17 protein-coding genes and 1 tRNA gene are annotated in these 19,230 nt (G+C 60.7%); 13 read left to right on the top strand and 5 right to left on the bottom strand.

From position 1 onward, the window contains the following. Nucleotides 1-4 precede the first annotated feature (4 nt). Nucleotides 5-86: transfer RNA gene (locus EI291_RS16815), tRNA-Leu, on the top strand. Nucleotides 87-143: 57 nt separating this feature from the next. On the opposite strand, the gene aspA is transcribed toward EI291_RS16815, so the two are convergent. Further along, a complete protein-coding gene (gene aspA, locus EI291_RS16810) occupies nt 144-1,550 on the bottom strand; it encodes an aspartate ammonia-lyase (protein WP_125422620.1) in 1,407 nt (468 codons plus the stop codon). Between the two features lie 215 nt (nt 1,551-1,765). Continuing rightward, entirely contained in the window at nt 1,766-2,650 is an 885-nt protein-coding gene (locus EI291_RS16805; RefSeq protein ID WP_125422617.1) for a hypothetical protein, read from the bottom strand. A gap of 236 nt (nt 2,651-2,886) precedes the next feature. Between EI291_RS16805 and EI291_RS16800 the strand changes: the two genes are divergently transcribed. The 12 genes from EI291_RS16800 to EI291_RS16745 all read left to right on the top strand — a co-directional run bounded on the left by EI291_RS16800 (nt 2,887) and on the right by EI291_RS16745 (nt 15,637). Further along, entirely contained in the window at nt 2,887-3,870 is a 984-nt protein-coding gene (locus EI291_RS16800; protein ID WP_125422614.1) for a fasciclin domain-containing protein, read from the top strand. Nucleotides 3,871-3,993: 123 nt separating this feature from the next. After that, on the top strand, nt 3,994-5,535 hold the full coding sequence (locus EI291_RS16795; RefSeq protein WP_170172694.1) for an alpha/beta hydrolase: 1,542 nt from the start codon (nt 3,994-3,996) through the stop codon (nt 5,533-5,535). A 202-nt stretch (nt 5,536-5,737) separates the two neighbouring features. Beyond that, the gene (locus EI291_RS16790; protein WP_125422608.1) at nt 5,738-6,091 is read left to right on the top strand and encodes an S-adenosylmethionine decarboxylase family protein; all 354 of its coding nucleotides are present in this window, start codon (nt 5,738-5,740) and stop codon (nt 6,089-6,091) included. Beyond that, nucleotides 6,088-7,431 (top strand): DUF4178 domain-containing protein, encoded by a 1,344-nt coding sequence (locus EI291_RS16785; RefSeq protein ID WP_125422605.1) that lies wholly within the window; start codon nt 6,088-6,090, stop codon nt 7,429-7,431. The genes EI291_RS16790 and EI291_RS16785 overlap by 4 nt, the downstream gene beginning before the upstream one ends. Before the next feature lie 20 nt (nt 7,432-7,451). After that, nucleotides 7,452-7,643, top strand: a complete 192-nt coding sequence (locus EI291_RS16780) for a hypothetical protein (RefSeq protein ID WP_125422602.1) — start codon at nt 7,452-7,454, stop codon at nt 7,641-7,643. A 199-nt stretch (nt 7,644-7,842) separates the two neighbouring features. After that, nucleotides 7,843-8,058, top strand: coding sequence for a DUF350 domain-containing protein (locus EI291_RS16775; RefSeq protein WP_125422599.1), 216 nt, complete (start codon nt 7,843-7,845; stop codon nt 8,056-8,058). Beyond that, on the top strand, nt 8,051-9,622 hold the full coding sequence (locus tag EI291_RS16770; protein ID WP_125422596.1) for a polyamine aminopropyltransferase: 1,572 nt from the start codon (nt 8,051-8,053) through the stop codon (nt 9,620-9,622). Before EI291_RS16775 ends, EI291_RS16770 begins: the two co-directional genes overlap by 8 nt. A gap of 73 nt (nt 9,623-9,695) precedes the next feature. Continuing rightward, a complete protein-coding gene (locus EI291_RS16765) occupies nt 9,696-10,064 on the top strand; it encodes a four helix bundle protein (protein WP_170172693.1) in 369 nt (122 codons plus the stop codon). A 24-nt stretch (nt 10,065-10,088) separates the two neighbouring features. Continuing rightward, a complete protein-coding gene (locus EI291_RS16760; RefSeq protein WP_125422590.1) occupies nt 10,089-11,747 on the top strand; it encodes an NAD(P)-binding protein in 1,659 nt (552 codons plus the stop codon). 241 nt (nt 11,748-11,988) lie between these two features. Beyond that, a complete protein-coding gene (locus EI291_RS16755; RefSeq protein ID WP_240635579.1) occupies nt 11,989-13,260 on the top strand; it encodes a M20/M25/M40 family metallo-hydrolase in 1,272 nt (423 codons plus the stop codon). Between the two features lie 4 nt (nt 13,261-13,264). Continuing rightward, entirely contained in the window at nt 13,265-14,539 is a 1,275-nt protein-coding gene (locus EI291_RS16750) for a carboxypeptidase-like regulatory domain-containing protein (protein WP_125422584.1), read from the top strand. A 36-nt stretch (nt 14,540-14,575) separates the two neighbouring features. After that, complete coding sequence (locus EI291_RS16745) at nt 14,576-15,637, top strand: hypothetical protein (protein ID WP_240635578.1); 1,062 nt, start codon at nt 14,576-14,578, stop codon at nt 15,635-15,637. A 75-nt stretch (nt 15,638-15,712) separates the two neighbouring features. Here EI291_RS16745 and EI291_RS16740 read toward each other — a convergent pair whose 3' ends face one another. The 3 genes from EI291_RS16740 to EI291_RS16730 form a co-directional block, all read right to left on the bottom strand. Next, nucleotides 15,713-15,991 carry a hypothetical protein gene (locus tag EI291_RS16740; RefSeq protein WP_125422581.1) on the bottom strand — a complete coding sequence of 93 codons (279 nt, stop codon included), beginning with the start codon at nt 15,989-15,991 and terminating at the stop codon, nt 15,713-15,715. Nucleotides 15,992-16,092: 101 nt separating this feature from the next. Further along, nucleotides 16,093-17,010, bottom strand: coding sequence for a DUF6929 family protein (locus tag EI291_RS16735; protein ID WP_125422578.1), 918 nt, complete (start codon nt 17,008-17,010; stop codon nt 16,093-16,095). A gap of 117 nt (nt 17,011-17,127) precedes the next feature. Next, complete coding sequence (locus tag EI291_RS16730; RefSeq protein WP_170172691.1) at nt 17,128-19,125, bottom strand: RICIN domain-containing protein; 1,998 nt, start codon at nt 19,123-19,125, stop codon at nt 17,128-17,130. Nucleotides 19,126-19,230 lie beyond the last annotated feature (105 nt).

Here is a 19,230-nt window from a genome sequence, read left to right as displayed (position 1 = left end):
AAAAGCCCGGATGGCGGAATCGGTAGACGCGTCGGTCTCAAACACCGATATCGAAAGATGTGCCGGTTCGACCCCGGCTCCGGGTACAAAAAAAGGCTCCTGGTGGAAACCAGGAGCCTTTTTTGTTGCGAATAGTGCTGATGCTATTGGATAAAGTCCGGCCGGATCAGGTTTTCGAAGGTGAAGATTTCATTCCACTTGTCCTCCGTCAGGAGTTGACGCTCGGTTACGGCAATGTCATGCACTGATTTACCGGTTTTCAGGGCTTCCTTGGCAATTTCGGCCGACTTCTCGTAGCCTAGCACCGGATTCAGCTGGGTTACGATACCGATACTGTTGCGCACCAGATTTTCGGCGTGCTCCTTATTGGCAGTAATGCCGACCACGCACTTCTCACGCAGCGTACGGCAGGCATTGGTCATGTAACTGATGCTGGTGAACAGGGCAAAGCTAATAACCGGCTCCATCACATTCAGCTGCAACTGGCCCCCTTCCGCGGCCATGGTTACGGTGAGGTCGGCTCCGATTACGTAGAAGGCCGTCTGATTTACCACTTCCGGCACCACAGGGTTTACCTTGCCGGGCATGATGCTGGAGCCGGGCTGCAGCGGGGGCAGATTAATTTCGTTGATACCGCAGCGTGGCCCCGAGGACAACAGGCGCAAATCGTTGCAGATTTTGGAAAGCTTCACGGCCGTGCGCTTCAGCACACCCGAGAGCTGCACGTAGGCGCCCGTGTCATATGTTGCCTCAATCAGGTCACCGGCGAGGCTCAGGTCGAGGCCGGTAATATCGCGCAGGTATTTGGTCACCAGATCGGCGTAGCCGTGGGGCGCGTTTACGCCGGTTCCAATGGCCGTGGCGCCCATATTTATCTCACTGATCAGGCGGCGCGAATCCTCAATGCGCAGCAATTCCTCCCGTAAGTTGGTAGCAAAGGCCCGAAACTCGTCGCCCATGCTCATGGGTACGGCATCCTGCAGCTGCGTACGGCCCATTTTGAGCACGTTACGAAACTCTACACCTTTGGTCGCAAAGGCATCCGCCAGTTCTCCCAGTACCTCACTGTACCCGACCAGCTTGTTGCTGAGTGCAATTCGGAAGGCTGTGGGATACGCGTCATTGGTGCTCTGAGAGCAGTTGACGTGGTTATTGGGGTGACAGAACTGGTATTCCCCTTTCTGGTGGCCCATAATTTCCAGTGCCACGTTAGCAATAACCTCGTTGGCATTCATGTTCACGGAGGTTCCCGCCCCGCCCTGAATCATGTCGGTCAGAAACTGGTTATCAAACTCCCCGGCGGCTACCCGGTCGCAGGCCTGGGCAATGGCCTGGGCGATGTTGGCGGGCAATACGCCCAACTCGTGGTTGGCCAGGGCCGCCGCCTTTTTCACGTAGGCCAGCGCCTGCACAAACAGGGGCTCTACCTTCAGCGGAATACCAGTGATGTGAAAGTTTTCCAGCGCCCGCAGCGTCTGAATGCCGTAATACGCATCCGTCGGGATTTCACGCTCGCCCAAAAAATCGTGTTCAAGCCGGGAAGTACTCATAAGAAAGTGCGTTAGGAAAGGAGGTGGGATATGGAAAGAAAGCGTGAAGGTAAGTGCCGGTAGCCGACTTACCGGTGCTGCTACCTGGGCAACGCGCAGCAACTTCCTTTACTGCATCTGACCGGCCGGGGTTAATGCAAAATGCCCCGCCAAACTTGGGCGGGGCATTTTGCAAGCCTGTTTGCGGTGTAGTCCGGTACGCCGGAAGCAGCAGCCTAGAAGTTATAGGCCAGGCCGCCGGTTACGCCGGTTGATTTGCCTACGTTCCGGCCCGACACGTACGTGCTGGCTCCCAGCACCAGCCCAAACCCCTGCGCCAGTGGTCGGAAGGCGCTGACGCCCAACCGGGTATAGTCGACCCGCGTGGCGGTGAAGTCGCCATCGAAACCGGGCTGCAGAATATCGGTACCGGTGCTGGCCGACTTCTGAAAAGCGGCCCAGCCATCAATATAAAAGCGCGGGCCCGCGTAGCCAACCTTGGTTTCCGCCGTAAAGGCATTAGGCACCCGACCGGAACGCACACTGTAGCCGGTTTGACCCGTAAAGAATACGCCCGATGCAGTTTGCAAATGTGCAATGCCGGCCGTGGATACCTTCGTGGCCCGGTTCCCAATGGCAATAATGTATTCCAGCCCCTGCTCCGACTTATAGTTGCTGACGGGGGTGCTCAGGCTCACCACGCCCAGCAGGTTCAGAATGCTGCTGCCCACCTCCGTAGAATATGCTTTGAACTTCAGCAGACCTGAAACATCCTGCAGCCCTTCGCGCACATTGGTATAAGGCGAGTTCTGGGTGATGATGGAACTGGCATGGCCTTCGGAGCGCACGTACGGCAGGCTCACTACGGCTTCAATCTTATCGGTGATGCCGTAGTTGGCATACAGGCTGACGGACTGCACATTGATGCGACGGAAGATGGGTACCTGATTAATTTTTTCTGGTACCAGGTACACACTCTCGTACCACTCCTGCGTGCCCGACACCGACACGGATCCGTGCTTGCGGCCCGACATGAAGCCACTACTCAGACTTTGAGCCTGGGTTGCCAGACTGCTCAACAACAAAATAGCCCCGATGGGCGAGAAGTAACGGTAGTTCATCGAATTGAAGAAGGTTGGTGCCGGGAAATGAGGTAAACTAACACGAATGAGAAAAGTACAAAATTCATATTATTCCCAAAAAGAGAAATACTTTTCCCAGTCGCTCGGCATCACCTACGAAAACAATTATTCGTTCGGTTTGCGGATTAGATAAATCCGTTGAACTTTTGTTCTCGTTAGTATCCGGGTTCGGCCACAAAAGTAGCTGAAAGAACCTTGAAAAAGCATCTTACTGTATGAAAAAACTGTTTTACAGCCCCTTAGCCTTACTCCTGACCGGCACGCTACTCCTGACTGGTTGCGGCAAGGACCAAGACGCTACACCATCCATTGCCAGTATTGCTGTTGGGAATGACGACTTCCAGTTATTGGAAGATGCTGCTGTACGGGGCGGAGTAGCCGGTGTACTATCCAATAAGAATCCAAATGACGCCAGCGGTAACTACACTGTTTTTGCCCCTAACAATTCGGCTTTTGCCCGGCTGGGTTTCCGCTCCGCCCCTGACCTGGCCGGACTGCAGACCTCATTCCTGACGAGCACGCTGCTGTACCACGTATCCAATGGGGACCTACCCGGTGCAGCACTTACCCCCGGGTCCAGCTCTGTGTCGGCGCTGGGCGTGAGCCGCCGTATTATTGAGCGCAGCGGCGTACGGTACATTAACGGCTCCCGCATTCTGGCTACCGATGTAAAAGCCGCCAACGGCACCGTGCATGTAGTAGATAAGGTGATGCTGGCTACCGGACTGGACATTGTGCAGTCGGCCATTGCGCTCAAGGATGCCAAGGTGTTTACCACGCCGGAGCTGAGCTTTCTGGTAGAGGCCGTGGTGTATGCGGAGCTGGTGGGGCCGCTGTCGGCATCGGCGGGCAGTCCGCAGCTCACTGTGTTTGCGCCTACCGATCAGGCATTCCGCGAGCTGGGCACCCTGCTGGGCGTGCCGCTGAACGTGCCGGCCGATATCCGGCGGCTGCCGAAAGCCACGGTACAGGCCGTGCTGCTCAACCACGTGGTGCCGGGCGGCAAGTTCACACCCGAGCTACCCGAAAACACTACGGTTACCCCCCTGGGTGGCTCGCCGCTCAGGCTGGGGGCCTTTACAGATGGGGTGCTGACGGTACAGGGCAAAAACAATGCGGCCCCCGCTGCCATGGTTATTCCGGATGTGCAGTGCACCAACGGCACGGTGCACGTCATCAACCGGGTACTGCTTCCATAAGTGTTTTCTGCAGTTTCAGGTATTCTTTGCACTTTTTAAGGCAGTGTGTTACAGCATATGAAGGTTGGGCGAGTTAACAGGAGCGGCAGCCGGAAATTCTGGCGGGCGCTGGTCCTGGGATTAATGCTGCTGGCTCCTGTTCTGGCCAGTGCACAGGTACTGAACAAGTATAGCTTGGAGGGTGAGTGGAAAGGCCCGCTACAGGTGCCCGGCGGCAGCCTACCCATCCAGATTATTGTAACTGAGCTGGCTAGCGGCAACCGCTTTGCCGTGCTGAACGTGGTGCCGCAGCGCATTAACCGAATCCCCACCGCCGTGGCCCAGAAAGGCGACACGGTGCTGTTTGTGGCGGAGGAAGTAGGCTGCCGGTTTATTGGTGCCCGCACCCCCGATGGCAAGCACATTACGGGCACCTGGACGCAGCCAGGGTTTAAGGCACCGCTTACTCTGGAGTTTATCCCGCCACCGCCCAGCGCCCCCAAAACGTTTCGCTTTCCTCCCCCCTACCGGGTACAGGAGGTCAGCATCCGTAATGAAGCAGATAAGATTTCCCTTCAGGGCACACTTACCATCCCCGCCGGGCAGGGTCCGTTTCCGTCCGTAGTATTGCTCTCCGATTGGGGTCCGCAGAACCAGGATGGCCAGTACGGCAACTACAAGCTGCTGGGCGGCCTGGCCGACCACCTCACCCGCCGCGGCATTGCCGTATTGCGCTTCCACGACCGGGGCGTAGGCCAGTCGGGCGGCCAGACGGAGCTAGCCAGTCCTGATGACCGTACCCGGGATGCGCAGGCGGCACTGGCTTTCATGCGCACGCAGCCATTGGTTGATGCGCAGCACATCGGCCTGATTGGGCATGGCGAAGGCGGAAACGTGGCCCTGCTGGCGGCGGCTCGTCCGCTGCCCCCCGCTTTTGTGGTTACGCTGGCGGCCGCCGGCCTGCCCGGCTCCGATGTGCTCAGCGTGCAGCCGGGTCTGGCCCAGCCCCAGGCCGTGGCTGATACCCTTCTCAACAAAGCCCTGCGCGACCAGCAGCGGCGCACCACCACTATTCAGGAGCAGGTGGAAAAAATGCGGGCCGATGGCTCGAATGCTGCTCAGATTCAGATTTACCTTGATCAGCAATACTTACGCCAGAAGGCGGAGGAAAAGAAACGGCTGGATGCCCTGATGAAGGCACAGCGGCCCGTGCTGGAAATGGTGCGACAGATGCCCGACGACCTGGCGGCCCAGGCCCTGCTGACACCCATGCTGCGGGAGGCCCACCCCGGCCAAGCCGACTCCACGTACCAGGCCGGCGCCGCCTGGCTCACCAGCCCCTGGACCCGCTCCTACCTGCGCTTCTATCCGCAGCGGGAGCTGGCCGCCGTGCAATGCCCCGTGCTGCTGCTGCACGGCTCCGATGACTTACTGGTAAACGCTACGGCCAACCTCGGCGCCCTGGAAAAAGGCCTCAAGAGCAACCGGCAGCTGCAGGTGCGCCGCCTCGACGGCCTGAATCATCTGTTTCAGGCCCCGGTTACTGAGTGGCCTCTTATTGATGGGCAACCCTCCCCGGTTGTGGCTACCGCAGCCCTTGATATCATGCGCAACTGGATACAGGCCCTGGCGCCGGCCAGCAAGCCGACCACTGCGCCGGAAATCCGGCAGAACGCTAAAAACTAGCTGTACCAGACTCGGCGCGGCCGGTAGCGGTTCCATATCCGGCCGTTACAGATAGGCGGGCCGCCGCCCGTGAGCCCGCCCCGCAGCGCAACCGCCCTCCACGCCCCGGTCGTGGAGGGCGGTTTTGATACGTGCCGGTACCTGTGTAGTATTGTCTTCGGACACTGCCCCGGCGGGCGGACAGCTACGCTTATCTGTGCCAATGAATCTTTATGCTCCGGGCCTGCATATTCTGGCCACTTTCACTGCCCCGGTGGCCGCTCTTCACGATATGCCGGCCTGTCGGGCATTCTTCGAGGCCCAGGTAGCAGCGCAGGGCCTTACGGCAGTGGGGGCCGCCTACCACGCTTTCCCGGCCGGCGGCTTCACAGCCGTGGTGGCTCTCACCGAGTCGCACCTGAGCATTCATACCTGGCCCGAACACGGCCTGGCTACCTTCGACGTGTTCCTGAGCAACTTTCGCCGCGACAATGCCGACCGGGCCCGGGAGCTATACGCTGCCACCCTGGCGTTCTTCGGGGCCACCGAGACCAGCAAAACCGAAGTCCGCCGATGAGCCAGCTTTTTAGCCTGGCTCCGGCAGCCGTAAAGTGCCCCAACTGCGGCCATGAGGTCCGCTACTACGACGCCGTGCACAGCGCCTTTTTCGGGTGCGCACAGTGCCGGACGTTTTTTGAATACCCCGAAACCGGCGCGCCCAAGCAGCTGCGCAAGTTCAAGGAGGTGCCAACTCATTCGCCCGTTCTGGCCATCGGCAGCACCGGCCAACTGGAGGGCAAGACCTACCGGGTAACGGGTTACATGTGGCGCTGCGAAGCCAAGCACGCGTCCTACCGCTGGGAAGAGTTCCAGCTGCGTGAAGAGGCCACCGGCGCGTACCGGCAGCTGGCGGTTTTTCAAGGCCATTGGCTGCTGATTACGGCTACGAAGCAGCAGTACCGCGTAAGCCTGGGCGGCGTGGTGGAAACCCCGGAAACCGATTACGCCCTCTATAACCGGTATTCGCCCCGCATTCTATATGCCGAGGGGGAGTTTGACTGGAACGTGCTGGCCGATGAGGGCCTGACGATTTCTGAGTACATCAGTCCGCCCCTTATGCTGGTGCGGGAGCGGAAAAACAAGAGCTACAATCATTGGTTTAAAGCCCACCATCTGGAGCCCAGGGAAGTAGCCGAAGCCTTCGGGCTGCAACCGGAGCAGCTGCCTTACCGCAACGGCGTGGGGGCCGCCCAGCCCGCCCCCGGCGCGGCCATCTGGCCCCAGCTGCGCACGTTCTCGTTGCTGATGGCTTTGCTGGTAGTGGTTACGCACTTGTACCTGATGCTATGGGGCAACGAAACGGTATTCAACCAGGAGTTTGTAAGTGAGGTGCCCGTTGTGGCAGCCCCCGATTCGGCCCGCCTTGCCGTACCCGGCACCGGCACCGCGCAGGAGCGGCAGCCGCTGATATCCCCTTCCTTCACCGTACCGGGCACCGGGGCGCTGAACATAAACCTGCAGGCAGAGGTGAACAATACCTGGGTAGAAGTGCCCTTCACGCTGGTAAATGAGCAAACCGGACAGCAGTTTGCGGGTACCGGCAGCATCGAATACTATTCCGGGGTTGAGGACGGGGAAAGCTGGAGCGAAGGCAACAAACAACAGGAACTGCTACTGAACACGGTGCCTACCGGCCGTTACCACCTCAATTTTTATCCTGTCACCGACCCGGTCAATACCTTTGGCATTCACTTTCGGGCCCGGGTAGAGGCGCGGGCGACGGCAGGCTCCAATGCCGTACTAGCCCTGCTGCTACTATTGCTGTATCCTGGCATTTTATACCTCCGGCGGGCCTTGCACGAGCGGACTCGCTGGGAAAACAGTGACTTCAGCCCCTACGCCTCCTCCGATTCCTGATTCTTAACCAGCTGCCGCTTATGAACTGGCTCCGCTCCCTCTGGAAAATCCGCTTCTATGCCCTGTTTGCGGCTCTTACGTACGGCGGGTTCGTGTGGGCCGGCCTCTCGGGTTACCGCCTGCTCGGCGACGATAATGAGCAGGAACCCAACCTCAACGGCAACGGCGGCTACCACGGCACCGGGGGCCGCGCCACGTATTTCCATAAATGAGTTGTTAGTTGCTGGTTGTCTGTTGCCAGTTGCGAACAGCACGTTGTTTCGAGCACAGCCGAGGAATCTCGCATGCTGACGCTGCAACGGTAACCCAGACATTAGTACGCGAGATGCTTCGGCTGCGCCCCTGCATGACGCTTCGGAAATTGACAACGAACAACTGACAATCAGTAACTGCCAACGAACCTCCTTCCCTATGGAATACCTCAACTTCAAGCTGATTGCGGCTTCGGTTATTTACTCAGTGCTGGGCATCACCATTCTGGTTATCAGCTTTGTGGTGATTGAAAAACTCACACCCCGCACGCTCTGGAAAGAAATTATCGAGGAGCACAACACGGCCCTGGCTATTATGGCAGCGGCCTTCATGATTGCCGTAGCCCTGATTATCAGCTCCGCTATTCATGGATAAAGTACCCGTGCGCCGGAAGCGGCAGCCGGCTCCCGAACCGGCCGCCGCCCCGACGGATTACCGCTCGGCGCTGCTGCTGGGCTCCGTGTTTGTTATTGCCACCTGCGGACTGATTTATGAGCTGATTGCGGGCACCCTGGCCAGCTACCTGCTCGGCGACTCGGTGATGCAGTTTTCCACCATCATCGGGGCCTACCTGTTTTCGATGGGCATCGGTTCCTGGCTGTCGCGCTACCTGGGGGGCTCCCTGCTGCGGTGGTTTATCCGACTCGAAATTCTGGTGGGGCTGGTGGGGGGCTTTTCCGCCCCGCTGCTGTTCGTGCTGTTCGAGTACGCCGTATCGTTCCGGCTGATTCTGTATGCGCTGGTGGGTCTCACGGGCGTGCTGGTAGGGCTGGAAATTCCGCTGCTGATGCGGATTCTGGAAAACCGTTTCGAGTTCAAGGACCTGGTTTCGCGAGTGTTCACCTTCGACTACATTGGGGCCCTGTTGGCCTCGTTGGTGTTTCCACTGGTGCTGGTACCGCAGTTGGGCCTCATTCGCACCTCGCTGCTATGCGGGGCCCTGAACGTGGTGGTGGCCGGCGTGGCTTTGTACCGCTTCCCCGAAACCCGCCCGTTCCGGCGTGGCCTCACCGGGGCGCTAGTTGCAGCTTTGGTGGCCCTGGGCGTAGGTTTCGGCTACGCGGAGCGCATCCAGACCTACACCGAAGGCATGGCCTTTCAGGACCAGGTCATTTACTCCAAAAGCACCACCTACCAACGGCTGGTGCTCACGAAAAATCAGCGGGAGCTGCGCCTGTTTCTCAACGGTAACCTGCAATTCAGCTCCCTCGATGAGTACCGCTACCACGAGGCCCTGGTGCACCCGGCCATGCAGGCGCTGCCCCGGGCCCGGCAGGTGCTGGTGCTGGGTGGCGGCGACGGGCTGGCCGTGCGCGAGTTGTTGAAATACCCGCAGCTGCAGCATATTCGGCTGGTCGACCTCGACGCAGGTATGACGCGCCTGTTCCAGCGCAACCAGATGCTGCGCGCGCTGAACCAGAGCTCTTTGCTGCACCCCAAAGTAGAAGTCATCAACGGCGACGCTTACCAGTGGGTGCGCCAGGATACTACCCGCTACCAGTGCATTGTGGTGGATTTCCCCGACCCCGGCAACTACTCCATCGGCAAGCTGTACTCGGCGGCGTTTTACCGGGAGCTGGAAAAGCGGCTGGCCCCGGGCGGCTGGGTGGTGGTGCAGAGCACCTCGCCCTACGTGGCGCGCCGCTCGTTCTGGTGCGTGGCCCACACCCTGCAGGCCGCCGGCTTCACCACCCTGCCCTACCACTGCTACGTCCCCTCGTTCGGGGAATGGGGCTTTGTGCTGGCCGGCCGCAACCCGCACTGGCGGCCCGATGCCGGCCCCCTGCCCGCCGGCCTGCGCTACGTCACGCCCGCCACCATTCGCGACATGCGCTTCTTCCCGCCCGACATGAGCGAAATCCCCACCGACATCAACCAGCTCAACAACCAGGCCTTGGTCCGCTACTTTGAAGACGACTGGGGCCCGTACGTGCATTAGGTGGGTGGTTGGGTGGTTGGTTGGGTGGTTGGTTAGAAATAATATATTGATGAGTAATTTATTTTGTTGGTGTATGGCTTATGAACCGTTGGAGGAGCGCCGGCTGTATGTGCGGGCGGAGCTGGTGGCGGATGGAATTTGGGAATTGATAGCTGGCTGGCCGGAGTTTACGCGGGACACGGTGGGCAAACAGCTCGTGCGCGCGGCCGACTCTATTGGGGCCAATATTGCGGAAGGGGGCGGCCGTTTTCATCCGGGCGAAGTGCGGCAGTTTCTGTACTACGCCCGGGGCTCACTGTGCGAAACCAAATTCTTCCTCCGCCGCGCCGCTAAACGGATGCTCATCAACGAATCCCGGTTTCTCGCTTTAGACAGTGAGTTGGAGCAACTAGCCAAGGAAATCAACGCCACCATCAACTACCAAAAAACCCGCTCCACCTAACCACTAACCACCCAACCACCCATCATGCCTACCCGTCGTCACTTTCTGCAACAGGCCGCGCGGGGCGGGGCGGGGCTGCTGCTGGCTCCATTGGCGGGGCTGGAGTCGTGCGCGCCGGGCACCAGCCGCAGCCACATTCGCGGAAGTCTACACGGGGCCAACCACGCCACGGGGCACCTGCTGCGCAACGCGGCGGCGTTGCCTGCGCCCACTGCCACCCGCACGGTGGAGATGCTAATTGTGGGTGGCGGCGTGAGTGGGCTGGCGGCGCGCCGGGAACTGGAGCGACTGGGCGTGCCGCCCCAGGAAATCCTGCTGGTGGAGCTGGATGAGCAGGTGGGCGGCAACTCCCGGGCGGGCCACAACCTGGTTTCGGCCTACCCCTGGGGGGCCCACTACCTGCCCGTACCCGACGCCCGCAACCACGCGCTGCTGGCATTTCTGCGCGAAGCCGATGTTATCACCGGCACCGATGCGGCCTCGGGTCTGCCCATCTACAACGAGTACTACCTCTGCCACGACCCCGAGGAGCGCCTGCTGCTGCAGGGCCACTGGCAGAGCGGATTGGTGCCGGAGCTGGGCGTGCCCACCCCCGAAAAAGCGCAGATTGCCCGTTTTTTTCAGTTGGTTGAGGAAATGCGCCGGGCCGTGGGCTCTGATGGCCGCGACGCCTTCCGCATTCCGGTGCAGGAGGCCTCCCACGATGCCCGGTACCGAGAGCTGGATACACTCACTTTTGCCCAGTACCTGAGACACCAGGGCTTCACCAGCCCCCACCTGCTCTGGTACCTCGACTACTGCTGCCGCGACGACTACGGCGCCACCCCGGCGCAGGTGTCGGCGTGGGCGGGGCTGCACTACTTTGCGGCCCGCAAAGGCCAGGCCCACAACGCCACCGGCGCCGATGTGCTCACCTGGCCCCAGGGCAACGGGTTTCTGGTGGAGCAGCTGCGCCGGCAGGCCGCCTCGCCGATTCAGCCCGATACGGTGGCCTACGCCCTGCACGCCACCCCCACCGGCCTGGCCGCCGACTGCTACCACGTGCCCACCCGCCAGACCACCCGCGTGCAGGCCCGGCAGGTGATTCTGTCCACACCGCTGTTTATTACGGAGCGGCTGCTGGCCGGCCTGCCCGCCAGCGCCCAGCGCGCCCTGCCCTGTCACCGCGCGCCCTGGGTAGTGGTGAACCTCACGGTGGAGTATCTGCCCCAGGCTCCCGGCCAACCCCTTAGCTGGGACAACGTGCTGTACGGCTGCGCCTCGGTGGGCTACGTGCACGCCAACCACCAAAGCCTGAGCCTGAACGCCGACAGTCCGCACGTCATTACCTGGTACCTGCCCCTGCCCGCCGCCGACCCGGTGGCCGCCCGCCGCCGGGCCTACCAAACCAGCTACGACGAATGGGTGCGCCAGGCCTTGCAGGAGCTGGAAACCGCCCACCCCGGCATCACCGCCCTGGTACAGCGGGCCGATGTGTGGGTGTGGGGCCACGGCATGGTAGCCCCCACGCCCGGTTTCGTGAGCGGCCCCGCCCGGCAGCAGGCCGCCCAACCTTGGCGAAACCAGCTGTTCCTGGCCCACACCGACCTCAGCGGCATTTCCATTTTCGAGGAAGGCTTTTACCAGGGCCTGCGCGCAGCATACGAGGCGGCAGCGGCTCGGCACCTCACTTATTTTTCGTAGAAACGCCTCATTATATCAGGCTCAATTCAGCTAGTTGCGCCCTGATTATCAAGCAGCAGCTTAGCCGGAGGCACTTTTCTACCGCATAGCATTCCGCTAATGCCTGACGCCGGGAGCTTGTATCTGTAGCTCTGCCTGATACGTTATTACGAAATATTCGTACTATTACGATATAATCGTAATTCTTATGCTCAGGGCTCCTCATTCTTGCCTCATTTTCGTCCTTACTACATGCTTGAACGTGCTGGTTTTTCTGCCGGCAACGGCTCAATCGGTAGTTTCTGAGCGGGCGTTGCGCCGGGTGGTGGGCGAGTTAGCCGGTGATGCCATGCGCGGACGCAGCGTGGGCGACGGGTCCGTCCTGGCGGCCCGCTACTTGGAAAAGCAGTTTCAACGGGCGGGCTTGCAGCCATTGCCCGGCGCGGCATCTTTTGCGCAGGAGTTTACGGTGTACCAAAGCCGCAGTCAAGAGCTTACTGTTTCGCTCAACGGGCAGCCCATCGACCACAGCCACTCGGTGCTGTTGCCGGGCCAGCCGTCCTTTTCCTGGACTGCCACGCAGGCGCGGCCGCCGCGGTTGCTCGTCGTCCCGGCCGGTGTACCGCTGAGGCCGTATGTCGATTCGGTTTTTAAGGCCCAACAGGACTTGTTGGTGCTGGTGCACCCGGACCATAGTCGCTGGTTTAACTCGCTGGTGGCGCACTACTGGAGCAACAGCCAATACAGCCTCACGCCACCGGACCCGTTCTCGGTGGTCTTGCTTCTCACCACTGATACAAAGGCTACTTCGTTCAGCGTCAGCGGCCGCACCAGCGTCCGGCCCGTGCAATTGCGCAACGTAGTGGGTGTGTTACCAGGCCGCGACCCAGCCCACCGGAATGAGCAAGTGATTTTCTCCGCGCATTACGACCACCTGGGTATCCGGCCCGCCGTGCAGGGCGACTCTATTGCTAACGGAGCCGATGATGATGCCAGCGGCACGGCCGCCGTGGTGGCGCTGGCTCGTTACTATCATAAGCGCCACGATAATGCCCGCACTCTAGTATTTGTGGCCTTTACGGCCGAAGAAGTTGGTGGCTTTGGGGCGGAGTATTTCAGCCGGCAGCTGCAACCCCGCCAAGTAGCGGCCATGCTCAACATCGAAATGATTGGCACACCGGCGAAATTTGGGCTCCGCTCGGCTTTTGTAACGGGCTTCGAGAAGTCGGACCTGGGTGCTATTCTGCAACGCAATGTGCCCGCTACAGCTTTCCGCTTCGAGCCCGATCCGTATCCTGACCAGTACTTATTTTACCGCTCGGATAACTACAAGCTGGCACAACTTGGTATTCCGGCCCATACCATCAGCACGGTGCAGTTGCCCAGCGCCACGTACTACCACACGGTAGACGACGAAATAGCCAACCTCAACTTCAGCAATATGCGCGCGGTGGTACAGGCCATTGCGGCCGGTGCCGCCTCACTTGTCAGTGGCCAGAGTACGCCCACCCGCCTTGCACCCGGCACCCCTTAACAGCATGCAGTCGTTCTTTTTTGTTGTCCGCACCCAATTACTGCGCGCCTTTTTACTATTGAGCGTACTGTGGCTGGGGCAGCTTAGCCCGGCCCTGGGGCAAGCCCGCCTGAGTGGCGTAGTACTTGATTCGGTAACGCGGCAGCCGCTGCCGTTTGGCACCGTGTTTCTGGCCAACACCACGCTGGGCGTCACCACCGATGATGCCGGGCGCTTTGCCTTCGCGCGGGTGCCGGTGGGTACCTATGAGGTGGTGGCTTCCTACCTGGGCTACCAGCTGCGCCGCCAGACGGTTACCGTGGGCACCCAGCCCCAGGAGCTCACGTTTCGGCTGCCGCCTTCGGCCAATGCGTTGCGCGAAGTGGTGGTACGCCCCCACCCCAACAACCCCAACGACTACCAGAAATTTGCCAGCACGTTCCTGGGCAGCACCACGTTTTCGCAACAGTGCCACATCCGCAACCCCAACGCCGTGCGCGTGGACTACGACCAGGAGCGCAACGAGCTGACGGCCACCTGCAGCGACTTTCTGACGGTGGAAAACCGGGCCCTGGGCTACCGCATCCGGTACTACGGGCTCGATTTCCGGTTGAACTTCCGGGAGCAGTGGATGTCATTCTATGGCTCCCCGGTGTTTGAGCCGCTGAAACCTCGCTCCCGCAAGGAGCAGCGCCGCTGGGAGGCCAACCGGCAGCAGGCCTACACAGGCTCCCTGCCCCATTTCCTGCGTAGCGTGCAAACCGATAACGTAGTGGACCAGGGCTTTCTGGTGCAACGGCTGCGGCGCGTGCCCAACCCCGCCCGCCCCCGCACCGACAGCCTGCTAGCCCTGCTGCGCGCCCAGGCCGCCACACTTCGCCCCCTCAACACCCGGCAGTTCGATGATTCACTAAACCAGTTGATCAAGGTTCCTCGGCAGCTTACCTACCTGTTTACCCAACCCCTGCCCACTTCCCAATACCGGGCTGTGCTGCCCACCGGGGCCGTGGCCCTGCAGTTTCCGGATTTGCTGCAGGTCACCTTCAACCGGGAACCCGCCGACCCCGCCTACGTGGCCTATACGGCCCGCAATGCTTCCTTCGGGCAGCCGCTGCCGGCCGGCCTCAGCAAGCAGGTATCGGTGCTGCACCTGCAGGAGCCGCGGGTGGAGCTGCAGCCTAACGGGGCCCCGCTGAACCCACTGGGCCTGCTCACGGAAGGCTATTGGGGCTTCGAGAAAATGGGCGAGTTTCTGCCACTTGATTATGTACCGCCGGTTTCGGCGGCAACCCGGCCGTAGGGTTGTATTTTGGGGCCGCACACTTCTCCGTTGGCCATGCCCCGTACGCTTTCTGCCACTACTCCCATGCGTCGTCAGCCCTGGATTCGCTCCGCGGGATTTGATGGCCTCTGGATTCTGGCCCCGCCGTTTCTGGCGCTGCTGCTGGTGGCCGGGCTACCGGCCGAATACCGCTCCACAGCCCGAATGCCGGTATGGGCGTGGGCAGGGCTGGTGGTACTCATTGACGTAGCGCACGTGTACAGCACCTTGTTTCGCACGTACTTCGATGCCAATCGACGCCGGCAGTTAAGCACCGTGCTATGGGCCGTGCCGCTGGGGTGCTACGCCTTGGGAGTGGCACTACATTGGGCGGGCGGACTTTGGTTTTGGCGGGTACTGGCTTACGCCGCCGTGTTTCACTTCGTCCGGCAGCAATACGGCTTTTTGCGTCTCTATAGTCGCCATGAGGCCGCCAGCCCCCGAAGCCGCCGCCTAGACACCGTGCTGATTTACAGCGCCACGCTGTATCCGCTGCTGTGGTGGCATCTGGCCGAGCCCCGCAACTTTACCTGGTTTGTGGAGGGGGATTTTGTGCATTTCAACTGGCCCTTGGGACGGCAGCTGCTCACAGGTGCATACGGCCTGCTGCTGCTGAATTACCTGTGGAAAGAAATCCGCCAGTGGCAGCAAACCGGCCACCTGAACTGGCCCCGCAACCTGCTGCTGCTGGGCACGGCGGCCTCGTGGTACGTGGGCATTGTGCTGCTCAACGGCGACCTGGCCTTTACCCTGCTGAACGTAGTGGCGCATGGAATTCCGTACCTTGCCTTGGTCTGGACCAGCAGCCGGCCCGAGGCAGCCGCCACCCGCCCCTGGTGGCACGGACGCTACGGGCTGGGACTGTTTCTGGGCATGGTGGTGGGGCTGGCATTCCTGGAGGAAGGTCTGTGGGACGGTTTGGTATGGCGGGAGCACACCGGCTTGTTCGGGTGGTTTCAGCAGCTACCCACCGTGGCCTCACCGGCTTTGCTGATGTGGCTGGTGCCGCTACTGGCCCTGCCCCAGGCTACCCATTACGTGCTGGATGGCTTTATTTGGCGTCGGCGCGCGCAGTAGTTATCAACATCAAAAAAACGCGCCTGGCTGCACGAGCCGACGCGTTTTGCTGCTTTAGAAATACCGGGTAACCGGCTACGCCGCCCGGACTACGGATACGGCCAACTGGGCGTCCAGTATCTCCACTACAAAGCCCTGCTCCGGCGTGTAGGTTTTGCGGTAAAACACCGTGACCTGCCGGCCCCGCACGGAGGTTACCGACGTTGAGCATACTTCCCCGTAAGCTTTTTCTTTTTCCAGAAACGGGCGTAGCAATTCAATGGTGGGCAGAAACTCCGCTGGCAGGATACCTTCCTGCTCCTGTAGCTTCACCGCACTTACCGGGTACAGAAAACGAGTGTTGAACAGAATCATACGCAAACAACTGGTAGACGCTTCTTCCTTATGGAAGACTCTGAAAAACAGTTGATCCGCGCAAAATAATTCCCTTGTATAACCGGTTGCACAGGTATAGTTTACCGTACCAGCTCCACCACCACGGCCGTTGAGCCGCCTGCATCGTCGTCGGTTACCAGTAGCAGTTCCAGGCGGCCGGGGGCCAGTTGCCGGTACACCGCCACCCCTTCTACTTTACCCCGGTATGGCCGCCCATCGGGCCACTGCAGCAACGCCAGGCTAACGGGCAGTACCGCCTGCTGTCCGGCCGGTAGCAAGGCCAGCTCACCTACAAACGAACCCAGCACTACCCCGTCCAATACCGCATCCACGGTATCTTCCACCGAAGCCGTTACAAGCAGCCGTCCATCCTGCCACGCCGCCCCCGAGAAACCGGCCGGCTTCCCTTCCACCATCGGCAGCTCAAACAATTGCCGCGTAATGGCCGGTAGTTGCGCCGTGTGATGACGCAGGTAGGCCCAGGTAGCCGCCAGCGGCAGCCGAAACAGCAGGTTGCCGCTACTAGCACCCACGGTACGCTGAAACAGCAGCAGTTCGGTGGAGGTGGCAGCGGCAGCTTCCAGGTTCAGTAAAATACCGGCCGGCAGCAGTTGCCGCAGCGCCGCATACAGCCCGCTCAGGCTCAGCGGATACACTGTCCCGGCCGCTCCGGCAGGCTGTAGGGGCACCCAGAATCCTTGCTCCCGGGCCGCTGTTGCGCCCGAGCCCAGTACCAGCAGCCCGGTTTCGCCGCCCGGCACGGTCAGGGAGGTCAGGCATTCCAGGTCCTGTTTAAGGTCTTTTGGAATGCGCCCGGTGCTGAAGTGAGCCGTTTCGAACAGAGTGGTACGCGCCCCGGCTATCAGAGTGGCCGCGTTGAGCTGGTACAGAAATGGCGCGTCATCCCCGATGATATACGCGGTTTCACCCACTATTTCTACCCCCGACGCCGAAGGCAGATCCGGCAGCACAACTTCCCGACGAATAAAGGCCTGCATACTACTACTAGCTGTATTGGTATTGCCGGAAGTACTCCGGCAATGCCTGAAGAGTTACACAAACGCCCTCCCCACCAAAGCGGGAAGGGCGCCAGTCCGGCCACTTTCTATCGGCCGTTACTTTACAATGGTAAATTCTACGCGGCGATTCAGCTTCCGGGTTTCCTCCCGGTCGTTAGAGGCCCGGGGCTTGCTGCCGCCGTAGCCCACGGTGCTGATGCGGGTTTCGGCTACGCCCCGGGTCACCAGATACCGTTTCACTTCGGCCACCCGGTCTTCGGAGAGCTTTACGTTCAGGTCAGCGCGGCCCTGGTTATCGGTGTGGCCTTCCAGGCGGATGTTCACCGTGGGGTTGTCCTGCAGCGTGCGGGCCAGTCGGTTCAGTTCGGTGTAGGAAGCCGGCAGCAGCGTGTACTTGCCCTGGGCAAAAATTAGGGTGGGCAACTCCAGACTGGAACCCACGGCGGCAGGCACCAGCGCTAACTCCACGCTGCGGGAGCCGGTCATGTTCACCGTGTCGGTAGCCGTCAGGTAGCCGGCTCGGGTGGCCTGCAGGCGGTAGCGGCCGGGTGGCACCGAAAACTGGTAAGAGCCACCCGTAGCATCGGTACGGGCAGTGGCATTGAAGATGATGTTCGGGTCGAGGCGCACGATTTTTACCTCTGTCACCAACGGCTGTCGGGTTTTAGCATCCAATGTGCGGCCCGTGAGCAGCATCCGGGCCGCCACCGCAGGCACTACGGGCTCCGGGGCCGCCGGCTTGCTCGTATCAGCCACCGGCAGCACGCCGGTGGGCGTCCGGAACAAATCGGCGGGGCCATTGGCGGTCCGCGACGAGGCGTAATACGCCTGCTTGCCGTCGGCAGTCAGGCTGAGGTAAGCATCGAAACCCGGGCCGTTAAGTGGCGCACCCAGGTTGCGCGGCTCCGTCCAGCGGGTCCAAGTTTCATCCAGCCGGGTGGTTACAAAAATATCGGCACTGCCGTAGCCAGCATGCCCGTAGGAGCTGAAGTACAGTGTTTTGCCATCAGGAGCCAGCCAGGGGGCAAACTCAAAGCCGGGTGAGTTTACCACCCCACCCAGATTAAAAGGTTCCGTCCAGAGGCCATCGGTAGTAGGGCGGCTCACATACAAGTCATTGGCTCCCTGCGAGTCACCCCGCTCCAGGCTCAGCAGCAGAATCTGCTCATCGGGCGTCATATAGAACGAAGTAGCCGGACCAGCCGAATAGTAGTTGGCTATTTCCACGGCTACCGGCTTCACATTTTTCCCGGTAGCTTCCCGCTCCACGCGGCTTATACCCTCGTCGCGGAATGTCCCGTCGCGCTGGTAGTCGCCACGCACGAGCAGCGTACGGCCCTCCCGTACAACGGACATTACCCCGTTGTTTTGAGTAGTATTCAGGGCATCGAGGCGCGTGGCGGGGGCCCAGGTGCGGCCGTTGTTGGCGGAGGTGCTCATCCAGATATCCCCCGACTCAGTAACGCCCTCTTTATTCCCGCTGTAGCGGGTGCGGCTGAAGTACAGAGTATTACCATCGGGCGTTACCACGGGCTGCAGTTCGTTGCCGGTTGTGGTATTCAGGCTCAGCAGCGGCTCCGGCGGCCCGAAGCCGGGTTGGGTGGGGTCCACATTCAGGCGCAGTTTAAACAGTTTCCACTGTTGGGTAGCGCGGTTCTGCACCCGCTGCCCCACCACCGGCGTGCCGTTGAACTTGTCGGCGGCGGCCAATGCGGCACACTTATCGTTGCCGCGGCTAATCAGCATGAAGCTGCCAAGTGGCCCCGAGGGCACCAGCTTCCACTGCTGATAAAAGCTACCGGTCCAGGGGCGCTGAACCAGCGGCGCATTCTCGTCGGGCTTTTCCAGCGTCAGGCATTTTCCGCTGTGCCGCGCCTCAATCCGATAAAAATCACTGCCTTTCGCGGCCGGCACAAAACGCCACTGCTGACTGTTGGCATGCGTAAACTCCCATTGGACCGTGGCTGCACCAGCCTCCGAGGAGGCATTGGTAACATCCAGAGAGCGGCCACTACTGCGGGCCACTACCCCATACCAAGCATTTTCGTCGGGAGTGAAGGTTGCCTGAGCCCGGGCCGGAACAGAAATCAGCACACATATCAGCAATATCCACGGCGCCGTGGCGCGAACCAACAAATTAATCATGCACGCAAAACGGATGAACCGGGGCGCAAGTTAGGCGAAATGCCGGGCCCGGTA

Source organism: Hymenobacter rigui (assembly GCF_003944715.1).
In the GTDB taxonomy this organism is placed as follows: Bacteria; Bacteroidota; Bacteroidia; order Cytophagales; family Hymenobacteraceae; genus Hymenobacter; species Hymenobacter rigui.
This window is presented reverse-complemented; position numbering and strand designations above follow the sequence as displayed.